This window comes from Lacimonas salitolerans (assembly GCF_042677865.1).
Classification (GTDB): domain Bacteria; phylum Pseudomonadota; class Alphaproteobacteria; order Rhodobacterales; family Rhodobacteraceae; genus Lutimaribacter; species Lutimaribacter salitolerans.
The window spans coordinates 1-11,687 of record NZ_JBHUDD010000132.1 but is presented as its reverse complement, the minus strand read 5'-3'; the positions used below and the strand labels follow the sequence as shown (position 1 = coordinate 11,687).

Here is an 11,687-nt window from a genome sequence, read left to right as displayed (position 1 = left end):
TGGTCAAGATCTGACCCTTAATATTGGAACGGGATCACTTGCGGCAAGAGATGATACGGCAATGAAAGCTGACCGCGATCTGCTGGTTTGCGTGCAAAATGGTGACGTGACGCTGCGCGACAACTCCACGGCTGTGGCGGGCGAAACCTTGCGCATTGCCACTGTTTATACGGGTCAATTCCTAATGTTCGACCTCTCGGTTGAGGATCGGACAAAAAGCCCGACGACCCTACTGAGCGCGCCTGAAATTCAGGTTTCTGTCCAAGACATATATGCTTGCACTCCGAGCATAACGGAGTATCAACACGCAAGCATAACTCGCGATTCCGTATATATCACCAAAATTGTAGGCGAAAAATCGGTCCAGATTAAAAGTTATCTTGGTGCTATTTACGACAACACCGCCGCCGAGGCTGATAATATCGAGACACAAACTCTGCGGTTGCGCGCTGCCACGGGTATAGGCGAAGTTTGGCAGGCAGGTGGAAACCTGAATGTTTCAGCGACAGAAGTGAGCGCGCTGAATTCGGTTTCGGGTGGGATCAACATTCAGAACCGTCTGAGCTTTGCGGTGGGCGAGGAAGGTATTGCCAATACTGGTTCCACTCAGAGTCGCACTGATGGCGACGTTGTTCTGGTCTCTGCTGGCAAAGTATTCTATGACCGCATGAGTTATGATTTTGCGGGCGGGGGGCGTGGTTCGATCACGAACCTTCCATCCCAATCAATATTTTTGATCCACAATCTTGATGATGTTGCGTTCTCCCAGCAATGGGGAAATCAGACATCTCGACTGATCAGTCAGTTGCTGGGGAGTGGCCGGACGAGTGTGAATGCCTTGCGTCCCGCTTCGGCGCTAGAGGAGGAGGTTGCTTCGGCATCTTTGATGGATGTTCTGGCCGAGATGCGCTCTTCTACCAGCGCGCGCGAGCGGATGGTTGCCGGTGAAGGGCGTATCGCCAAGCAAGGTTCAGAGGTGCGGGCGATCACCGTGTCAGACCTGGTCAGGCATGGCGGCGGCAGCAGGATGTTGAACATTCTTCAGACGGGGGCCGAGGCTACGATGGCAAGTGCCATTACCTTGCCGGATACGAGCTTCAGTCTGGAAGGAGACACCGGGCTGGACATGGGTCCAGTAGATGCAAGCCTGAGCGATTGGCTTTTGCCGATGGATGACGAATCCAACCAGAATTCGGATCAGGAGGACGGACTGGATGGCCGCCCGGTTGTGCGTGACGCGCTGGAACTGGCCGATGATGCGTTGGATCTGCCGCTCATTGCTGCGGAGTGAATGAAGACAGAACACCCGGTGCGAACGCCCGACGGGTAAGTGGACACCATAAACTGGCATGAAATGTGCCTTTCTACCAAGGAGAAGACCATGACTGATAAAAACGCGAGCACCAAACTGGACATAGAAAATGCAGAAGTTCTGGGTGAACAGACGCAAGAAGGGGCCGCACGCAATGTCCAGGTGCGCTTTGACGATACAAATATGCAGTCGAATTACGCCAATGTCGCCAATGTTGGCATGAGCAAGGATGAACTGACGTTGCTTTTTGGTGTGAACCAAACATGGGGAACTGTCGGGGATGAGATCGTCATCAAGCTTTCGTCACGGATTATTCTGACGCCATCCGTGGCCAAAAATCTGTCAGAGACGCTGAAGCGCGTTCTGAGTGAATACGAAGAAAAGGTCGGCAAGATCATCTGAGAGGCAAAACCATGAAAAGCCTGAGCATTCTTCTGTTGAGTTGTGTGCCTGTCGCGATGGCAGGATGCAGCGGCACGCATATGTTATCGCAAGCTCATCAAGCGGAGGGGCAAATCGTAGAGAATGTCGGGAGTGGAACTTCTGTGTCGCGCTCACCCAGTTCGATAGGGCTGGACGAGTTTCTGGGCATGCTGTCGCGCGTAGACGAGCAGGTTCTTGCGCAGCAACTCGAAACTCGTATTGCCGATCAGTCCCTGAGGGGAGCGCGCGCAGTTTATGAGCCAGAATTCTACATACGAATTGATCGTGATAGAAAGCTAAGACCAACCACAGCAGAAGAGGGGGTTCGCAATAATACGGCAGGCACTGACAATTTGTTCAACGACTACAGCTCGAACGATACCAGTGGTCGAATTGGGTTGTCATTCCGGGAGATGACCGGGGCGGAAATAGACTTGTTCTATGAAACCGCCCGGTTGACAAATTCCTTGCAGCAGCAGGCGGACAGCTACTCTCCAGAGTATACCGGCTCTCTTGGTGTGGCGATCAAACAGCCCTTGTTGCGAAATGCTGGCCGCGAGGTGACAGAGGCGATGATGCGCCTTGCCTCGGTCGAAAAAGATATTGCGCAAGAGACATATCGACTGACGCTGGCGCAGCGCGTTTTCGAAGGCATTCGCGCATATATTCTGGTGCAGCGCGCGCAGGAAAGGGTCGTGCTGCGCGAAAGGGCTGTGGGGTTGGCTGAGAAGCTCACTTCGGAAATTGCCAAACAGCGTGGGTCCGGTCTGCGTTCGTCCAGCGATCTGGCCGAGGCGACTGCTGCGCTGGGCCTGCGAAAGTCCCAGTTGGCGCAGGGGCGTCAGGAACTTGAAGAACAACTGGGTGCATTCCAGATATTCTTTGGTGGGGCAGGTGCGTCAAATGGCCAGCGCTGGCTGCCAAGAGATGCTTTGCGTCCCCCGTCAGAGCGTTTGACTGTGCAGGCTTCACCGGCCTATGCTGAGGATGCGTTTGAACGCCGCTCGGAAGCGCGAGTGAACGGGTTGTTGATCGAGATCGAGAAGATCAACACCTCGGTTGCCGAAAATCAGGCCAAGCCAGAGTTGAATTTGAATGTCGAATACAGCCGGGAAAGCCTGAATGCCACGCGCCAGCCGCTGAGCCGGTATCTGCAAAGCCCGACGCCTTACGCGTCATGGCGGGTCGGGCTGGAGTATCGTCGCGGCATCGGTGGTGATATACGGCGTCAGGCCGAGTTAAGCACCAGTGAATTGCGCCTTCAGCAAGCAGAGCTGACACGCAATGCCACGTTGCAGCGCATCGAGAGCGAGTTGGCGGGTATCCGTTCGATTGTTGATCGCTCGAATGAACAGATGGTGCAGCAACGCGGCATTGTGCAGGAACAGCGGGCGTTGCTTGATACTGAAAAACAGCGCATGGCCTCGGGTCAGAGTTCCTTGATCGAAGTGCTTTCCCGCGAGGTGGATCTCGTGGTGGCACAAGAAGCTTTGGTGGACGCGGTGGCACAACTGAACATGTCCAGCTACCTTGCGTCGCAAATTTCCGGCACCCTGCTTTCGCGCGTGGGGCTGGAATAATGCACCTTGCGCGCAGCTTGTCATTGGTCTTCGGGGCGCTGGTTTTCGCCGCTTTCGGCGCGACCGCTGCGCAAAGCTTCACTGATGATATGATCATATCGGGCAATCTGGAAGTGCGCGGGTTTACCCAATGCCTTGCAGATCTGGAACTGTCATTCGCGACGGTCGGCCGGATCGAATACACCCATGTTGAAGAGGGGGATACTGTCGCAAAAGGCGACATCCTGATCGAGCTTGATCAATCTGTAGAGCAGATGGATGTTGAGCGCCGCCGCTTGCAATGGGAAAACAAATCCGAGCTGATTGCCGCCGAGGTGCGCCGCGATACCGCGCGAATACAGTTTGAAGCGGCCAGAGATATTTATCAGCGCAGCGGTGGTATAAGCCTTGAAGAGGTGCAAAACCGAGAGATGGCCTACAAGCTTTCGCTTGCAGAGCTGGAGCGTTTGCACGCAGCCGAGGCGATGGAGGAGCTTGACTACAAAACAGCAGCCGAGAATATCCGGCGCAGAACATTGTATGCCCCCGCCGAGGGGATCGTAACCGCGCTTTTGCGTCAAACAGGTGAAAGTGCGCAGGCAAATGATCCGGTGCTAAAGCTGTGCGATCTAAGCCGGATTGTATTCGTGGCCAACGTACCTGTTGATATTGCTGAAGTCCTTGTCAGTGGCGATTCAGCGCGTGTGCGCGTGGGTAGCCGAGGGGTTACCGTGGATGGGCGCGTGCGCTTCGTGTCGCCTGTGATAGATCCCGCAAGCGGACTGTGCCAGGTCAAGGTCGATCTGATTGATCCACCCGCCAATGTGCGTCCGGGACTGAGCGCAACCCTAGTGTTGAACTAAGGTTTGCAGCAATGGGAAGGGTGTATGCTTTACTGTCCTGTCTGATACGATCCGTCATGTTGGCTGGGTCGTAAGATGAGTTCGCGCACTTTTTACGATCAATGGCATCGAATTGCCTCTTTGCGTGTGGGGCTGCGGCAGGGGGTTCTGATCCGCCTGCACTCCTACAATGACGAACCTTGGTATGTTTTGTATGAAGCTGGCCATGGCGGCTATTTTCGCTTGCGGCCAGAGTTTCACGATATGGTCACAGGCATGACGCCCGACCGCACGCTTGATGAAACATGGCGGGCCGCAATCAACCAGAACCCCGATACGGCCCCTGGGCAACAAGAGTTCTTTGAGTTGATCTCGGCGCTGTATGCTGCCAACCTTCTATATGTTGAAGGCGGCGTTGATGAGATGCGCCTTGTTGATCGTGCGCATCGCAAGAAAGCGAAAAAACTACCAGCGCGGATTTCGGAATTTTTGTTCTTCCGCATCCCCCTGTGGGACCCGGAGCCTTTTTTGCGTCGAAACCAGCGCGCAATTTCCATCGTCTACAGCCCGTTGGGCATTGTTTTCGTGGCATGTGTCGTTTTGTGGGGCGCCATAGAGTTTTTTTTGGCGGGTGATCGCATCTGGGTGCAAGCACAGACAATTCTGCAACCGGTGAACCTGCCCATTCTGTATCTCGCTATATTTGCGACACATTGCCTTCATGAAATATCTCATGCCGCGCTATGCAAGTATTTTGGCGGGCATGTGCGAACCATGGGGGTGATGCTGTTGCTGTTCACCCCGCTGCCCTATGCAGATGTGTCTGCGGCATGGGCCTTTCGAGACCGCTGGCAGCGCGCCTTTGTGGGGGCGGCGGGAATCTACGCGGATATTTTCACCTGTGCGGTTGCCACCATTGTCTGGGCTTGGACCGCGCCGGGGTTTGTCAATGAAATGGCCTATAACCTGATGTTCGTTACGGCGGTTTATACGTTGGTATTCAACATCAACCCTCTGATGCGTTTTGACGGCTATTACATTCTGGCCGATCTTATTGACCAACCGAACCTGCATCAAGAATCGCGCAACGCCTTTCAGACACTCTGGCGTCGGGTATTCTTGCGCGAACACCGCACCGATGACGGCCTTGTGACAGCGCGCCGACGCGGGCTTCTGGTTTCGTTTTTCTTATCCTCTGCAATTTATCGCACCATCATCATGGTTGGGATCATCTTGTTCGTTGCCGACCAGTATTTTGGTGTTGGTCTGATCGTGGGATTTGCGCTGGCATACACAGCGCTGGTTCAGCCCCTTCAAAACGCCCTGACCCCTATGCGGAGTCCCCTGTTCATGGCCCGACATGCAAGAAAAATACGTCTAAGCGGCTTTGCCGTTGTGGCACTGTTTGGTGCTTTCCTATTCCTGCCCTTACCCTATAGCCGCCAGCTTGATGGCGTGATCGAGGCCGCGCGCGACACCGCGATCCACACCCGCTCCGGGGGGCAGGTGTCTGCGGTACATGTCGCGCCGGGCAGTGCCGTGGCAGAGGGGCAAGTTCTGATTGCCTTGCATAACCGAGAGCTTGAGTTGGAACTTGAGGCGGTAGAGGCGCAAATGCAGCGCGTCCGCGCGCAGGCCTCAGAGGCCATCACCCGTGGTTCGGTTGAACTGGAAGCGCTGCGCGAACGTATGGCAATGCTTGTCTCGATGCGCGCTCACCTTGAGAACCAGCTTGCGGCGCTGGTGATCCGCGCGCCACATGATGGCATCTGGGTGGGCGACGACCCTGCCCAGCGGCTTGGCGTTTGGGTGGGGCGCGGCTATCGCTTTGGTAATGTTGTAGATGAGCAATCGCATGTGTTTCTTGGCGTGATCCGTCAGGAATCTGCACATGGTTTGGGCAGTATCGCAGCACCCAGCTTGTCGGTGCGTATTGAAGGCACGCGCGGTGTTCTGCACAAGACCGCCGATGTGACGATCGTTCCATATTCACAGCGCGATCTGCCTTCGGCGGTTCTGGGCGCACAAGGCCGCGGCGAGATGGCCGTTTCTGCCCGCGATCCCGAGGGCCGCGAAAGCGTCGAGCAGTTCTTTTTGCTGAAAGCCAGTATCGATGGTGCCAATGCAGCCCAGATGCGCGGCAAGGTCTATACCGGCAGAACTGCTTGGGTGCGGATCGAACTGCCACCCCGTCCAATCGGTGCGCGCGCCGCCGTTGCAGTGCAGCAGTTCTTCCAGCGCAGGTACCAGATCTAGATCATGAAAACTGTAGCGCATCCTCGCCCGTCGCTTCTGACGCAACTTATCACCGGGGCCCCTGAAACCGGGGCACCCAGCCTGTGGCATCAGACCGAATTGGTGGACCAGTTCCCTTCGGATCGTTTGCGCGCGCTAGAGGCGCATCGCCGGGAGGTGACGCCGACATGGCTTGATCGTATTGGAATGGGGTTTTCTGCCCATGTGGCGGGTCTGCGTCCGCAATTGCCGCGTCTGCGCAGGCTTGCAACGCGTGTTCTGAAGCGTCGATTAGACTTTAGCGCAATGCCAGAAGATATGTTCGCCGGAACACTGCGCGATGTTGCGGATCAGTGCCGGATTTCCCATCGGGCTGCGGCGCGTGATGTCGGTATGGGCGATCTGGTGGCACTGGCGGCGGTGTCAGAGGCCGTTTTCCGTGTGAATGGCTTTGTCCCGCATCGAGAGCAGCTCATGGCGGCGATTGCGTTGCTGGAAGGGCGCATGGCCGAAATGGCCACAGGCGAGGGCAAGACCATCACCGCGGCCATCGCGGCGACTGTTGCCGCTTGGCGCGGGCTACCGTGCCACGTTGTGACGGCCAATGATTATCTGGCGGCGCGCGATGCAGAGCTTGGCCAGCCACTGTTCGCCTTGTGTCAGGTCTCTGCGGCTTCGGTCACGGGTGACACGCCGCCAGAGGCGCGCGCGGTCGGCTATCGTCACGACATTGTCTATACCACGGCCAAGGATCTTCTGGCCGATCACTTGCGCGATCAACTGGCACTTGGCCAAAGGGGGTTTCGTGTTCGCTTTGCGCTTGCTGCCGCACGCAACGGCGCACAAGCTGACGTGCCGGATGTCACCACGCGTGGCCTGTTTCAAGTGATCGTGGATGAAGCCGATAGCGTGCTGATCGATGAGGCCCTGACACCGCTGATCATCTCTGCCCAGCGTCCAGACGATTTGTTGGTTGATGCCGCACAAGAGGCAGTACGCCTTGCGCGCGCGCTGACACCAGAAGCTGATTACCGTATCCGGCCCATGTTGCGCGATGTGCAATTGACCAGCTCTGGCAAAGAGATGCTGCACCGCCTGACACGACAGCTTGATCCTTTTTGGCGTCGGCGTGATCGTGCCGAAGAGTTGGTGCAGATGGCATTATATGCCGACCACATGATGGAACGTGACCGCCACTTTGTTGTCGAAGATGGCAAAGTTGTGCTGATAGACGAGTTGACAGGGCGCTTGGCGCGTCAGCGCACTCTTTCCCTTGGCATGCAGCAGGTTTTGGAAGCTGCCGAGGGGTTGGAGATATCACCTCTCAGCGAAGTGCGCGCGCGCCAGAGTTTTCAGCGCTTCTTTCGCCTGTTCCGCCGGTTGGGCGGCATGACAGGCACCGCGAGCGAGGCACGAAGCGAGTTTGCCCGCGCATACGGGTTGACGACACTCAAAATCCCCACACATCGCAAGGTTCGCCGCCGCCGTTGGGCGACGCGCGTCTTTGCAAACGAACAGGTCAAATTCGCCGCGATTGCGACAGAGGCCGCGCAACTCTCGCGCGCAGGTCGCGCCGTGCTGATTGGTGTGCGCAGTTTGCGTGTCTCCGAGGCGTTGCACGCGTATCTGATGCAGGCCCATCCCGATGTGCCGATCAAGATGCTGAACGCCGTCAATAACGAACATGAAAGCACAGTGGTTGCCGCCGCTGGTCAACGCGGTGCGTTGACGATTGCGACCAACCTTGCCGGGCGCGGCACAGATATAAAACTGGACCCAAGCGTGCGCGAAAAAGGCGGCCTGCATGTGATTGTTGCAGAGTCTAACGATTTTCTACGCATTGACCGGCAATTGATTGGGCGATGTGCGCGGCAAGGCGATCCGGGAAGCTATCGGCGGTTCATATCCTTGGATGAAGAATTGATCCACCGGTTTCTGCCGCACCCGCTGCTGGCGCTGTGGCAACTGCAACGCAGTGCCATTCCGCCCCTGAATGGCGCGATGGCGATTGCAATGATCAGGCAGGTCCGAGCGCGTGCGGCCCGTCTTGCCGTGCGTCAGCGGCTTCAGATGCTGAAAGCCGACATTGAATCAGACAAGGCAGGCATATGAATTCTTCAGCTCCTTCACACCAGTTAAACTCTGTACTTGGTGCCATCCGGGGGATTGCCGATTTTCGCGGTAACCCTACGGAATACTGGCGCCGCCTTGCAGAGATTGCACGAGATCTCTCGGGGGCAGACGCGTGCTACCTGTATTGGCGCAAGGCTGCTCCTTCGGGGGGTGGGGCGTGGAAGGTGCTGGAGAGTGTTCGCGCAGGGGGCGAGATGTCCTTGCTGGCGGCACCTGAACTGTGCTCTCTGGTTCCTGCCAGAATGCTGTCGGAAGCGCGTATGGGCGGGGTTGCCTTTGGCGCTGCCGAAGCGGGTGCCCCATGCGCCCAAGTTGGCGTCGTTGCCTTGCAAGTTGCCGACCCGACGATGGAAGTCGTATTGGTCGCTGCCCTGCCAGAAGTCATTGCTGATCCCAAGCGCGGTTTGGGCTGGCTGATGGTCGCGGGCTGGTTGCCCTTGGCCTATGAGCGTGTCCGTACCGCACGGGCAGCCAAGCGCGATTCCGCGCGGCTTGCACAGTCGATTGAACTTGTTGGCCGGATACTGGAGGCTGACACCTTCGAGGCTGCCTGCCTGATCCTTGCCAATGAGTTATCACAGACCTTTGCTTGTGAAACGGTCTCTGTGACTTGGCGGGCCAGAGGTGGTTTGCGCTTGCGTGCGATCAGCCATGCCGAAAAAGTGGATCGGCGCTCGGAATTGTCAGCCCTGGTCGAAGAGGCTGGCCAAGAAGCCTTGACGCAAGAGACAGAAATTCACTGGCCAGGACGCAGCAAAGCCGTAAGCCGCGCGCATGATCACTATGCGCGACTTCAGCATCCTGGCCATATGATTACGCTGCCGCTAATCGACTTTTCGTCCCAAGCAGGCGGACCGGACCAAAGCCGCTTGGGCGCGATAACTTTGGAACGCCAACGCGCCTCTTTTTCCGCGGCAGAGCTTTGGGCGCTACGGCTGGCATGCGAGTTGGCGCTGCAACCACTTATCTGGCAAGCCGCCCGCGCGCGGCGCTTGCCAGTTCGTGTCGGCACTGAAATCATGCGCAGCCTGCCGCGCGCGCTGCGTCCGCGCACCACTTCGGGACGACGGCTTGCAGCGCTGCTGGTTTTGCTGCTGGGGGGGCTGGCGGCCATGCCGGTGCCGTATTCCATTTCCGGCAGCGCGACGATACAGGCCGATGAAATGGCTTTTATCGGTGCGCCGTTCGATGGCTTCCTTGAAGAAAGTTATGCCGAACAGGGCGATATTGTGGCTGCTGGCACGCCTCTCTTTTCGTTGGCAACCCAGGAATTGATGCTTGAGAAAAGTGCTTTGCTGGCTGATCTGGTGCAATCCGACCGAGAGGCCGAATTGCGCCGCTCGCTGAATCAATTGCCACAGATGCAGATCGCCGAAGCGCAGGCCGCTGAAACGCGCGTAAAGCTGGAACAGACGGATGTCCGCCTTGCTTCGGCAGTTGCACATGCGCCCTTTTCAGGTGTTGTCGTCGAAGGGGAGCCCGGCAAGCAGATCGGAGGCGCCGTGCGCCGCGGCGATCCGGTCTTGACCGTGGCAGCGCTGAATTCGTTGCATGTCCAAGGCATGATCCATGAACGAGATTTGAGCCGCCTTGCGCTGGGCCAGCCGGTGCGCGTGACCTTTATCGCACAACCCAAAGACACGTTTGAGATGTTTGTCGATCGGATCATCCCCGCCGCCCGCATCGAGGATGGTGCGAACCGCTTTCCGATCCGCCTGACACCACCCGATAGCCCGTCCGAATGGTGGCTGCCGGGGATGACAGGTGTTGTGAAGGTTTCAGTAGGCTGGCGTCCGATAGGCTGGATCGCCACTCACCGACTTTTCGACTACCTCCGGCTGGTCTTTTGGATCTGACCCTAACCAAATTGAGAGAACCGATGAAAACCATCAAAAAGACACCGATCACGGCCATTCTGCTGGCGCTGGGCATCAGCACTGCAATCACATCCGATGTGAATGCGCAGGATGGTGCAGCGACAGGGGGGGCAGCAGAATTATTGGTGCCGGACGCAACGCAGCAGACGCAAGTGGCAGATGCTTTCGTCTACCCGCCCACTGCGGCCTTGATGACGCCCTTTGAAAGCTTTGATGGCGCCGCCTCTCTCGGGGCTTGGTATACGCAGGCGGATGGATTTGTTGGAACCGCCGGGATCGAGCAAGAACGGTTTTTTGGCGGTGAAGGTGACGCGTCGCTGGGCCTGTCTCTGGGCCGTTATTCGCGCAATCTAACATTCAATCTTTTGTTCGAGGATGACAGTGCCGCAAATGTAACAAAAGCCCTGACAATCAATGCGTTCAGCCGCAAGCCAACTGCCTATGTTGGTGGAAGCTATGAGTTGTTTGGGACCAGCGTTTCACTGGGATTCGGGCGTGATATAGCCCCCAACCTGCGTGCCAATGTGGAATTCGCTATTGATCGAGTGAAGATAGATGATGTCAGCCAGTTGCCGGTGCCGTTGCGTCCGTCTTTCGACAAGAATGGTGGGAAAAGTCTTCTTGTGCCTGTCGTCACAAGCATTGTGCGGGACACCCGGCAAGGGACGCATTTTACGGTTTCAGGCCAAATGCTGTCGCTTGAACTTGAGTTGGGCGTCGGTGGCGATACACGCTATCTTCGGCTTACATCGGCGTATCAAGGTCATCGACAACTGGGTGAAAGCTGGTCAATCGGTTTGCGCGGTATGGCTGGATATGGCGTTGGCCTGAGTGGCGACGCTTTTCCGGTTTTGCGCAATTTCTACATTGGCGGCCCGGGCAGCGTCCGTGGCTTTGCTGAAGGGGCACTGGGGGGTACGCGCTTTGAAACAGAGGCAGGCACTATCGGAACGGTTGGTGGCAACAAAGCCCTCTCTGGCAGTATAGAGCTGGCTTATGATCCAGCCGAGCTGGAGAAGCTGCGTCTACTTGGTTTCGTGGATATGGGTGCCGCGTTTTCGCCAAGCGATCGCCTGAATAGCAGTCAGTTGCGCGTATCAACTGGGGTTTCGGCGCAATGGGCAATGCCATTTGGCCAAGTCAATCTGTCGCTCAGCCAGCCACTGCGTTCGCAAGCCATTGATCGCGTTCAAAAGGTGCAGTTTGGTATCACTTCAAAGTTTTAGGTCCCTTCGCGATTTGTGTGGGTTAAGGCGCACTGGCCTGTTCAGGGTCGCACCAGATGTTGTTGTCACGACGTGAGGCG

Annotated in this window: 8 protein-coding genes; all 8 read left to right on the top strand. The window is 56.9% G+C overall.

All coding sequences use genetic code 11. The features are described from left to right. A partial coding sequence (locus ACFTOW_RS14515) for a hypothetical protein (RefSeq protein ID WP_379916928.1) occupies positions 1–1,291 on the top strand: 1,291 nt, incomplete at its 5' end. 90 nt (positions 1,292–1,381) lie between these two features. Next, on the top strand, positions 1,382–1,714 hold the full coding sequence (locus tag ACFTOW_RS14510) for a DUF3467 domain-containing protein (protein ID WP_379916926.1): 333 nt from the start codon (positions 1,382–1,384) through the stop codon (positions 1,712–1,714). Between the two features lie 11 nt (positions 1,715–1,725). Further along, positions 1,726–3,315, top strand: a complete 1,590-nt coding sequence (locus tag ACFTOW_RS14505; RefSeq protein ID WP_379916924.1) for a TolC family protein — start codon at positions 1,726–1,728, stop codon at positions 3,313–3,315. Next, on the top strand, positions 3,315–4,157 hold the full coding sequence (locus ACFTOW_RS14500; RefSeq protein ID WP_379916922.1) for an efflux RND transporter periplasmic adaptor subunit: 843 nt from the start codon (positions 3,315–3,317) through the stop codon (positions 4,155–4,157). Before ACFTOW_RS14505 ends, ACFTOW_RS14500 begins: the two co-directional genes overlap by 1 nt. Positions 4,158–4,232: 75 nt before the next feature. After that, positions 4,233–6,392, top strand: a complete 2,160-nt coding sequence (locus ACFTOW_RS14495; RefSeq protein WP_379916920.1) for a biotin/lipoyl-binding protein — start codon at positions 4,233–4,235, stop codon at positions 6,390–6,392. 3 nt (positions 6,393–6,395) lie between these two features. Beyond that, positions 6,396–8,483 carry a preprotein translocase subunit SecA gene (locus ACFTOW_RS14490; RefSeq protein ID WP_379916918.1) on the top strand — a complete coding sequence of 696 codons (2,088 nt, stop codon included), beginning with the start codon at positions 6,396–6,398 and terminating at the stop codon, positions 8,481–8,483. A 215-nt stretch (positions 8,484–8,698) separates the two neighbouring features. Continuing rightward, complete coding sequence (locus tag ACFTOW_RS14485) at positions 8,699–10,360, top strand: efflux RND transporter periplasmic adaptor subunit (protein WP_379916916.1); 1,662 nt, start codon at positions 8,699–8,701, stop codon at positions 10,358–10,360. A 23-nt stretch (positions 10,361–10,383) separates the two neighbouring features. Next, entirely contained in the window at positions 10,384–11,607 is a 1,224-nt protein-coding gene (locus ACFTOW_RS14480) for a BamA/TamA family outer membrane protein (RefSeq protein ID WP_379916914.1), read from the top strand. The last annotated feature ends 80 nt before the right edge of the window (positions 11,608–11,687 follow it).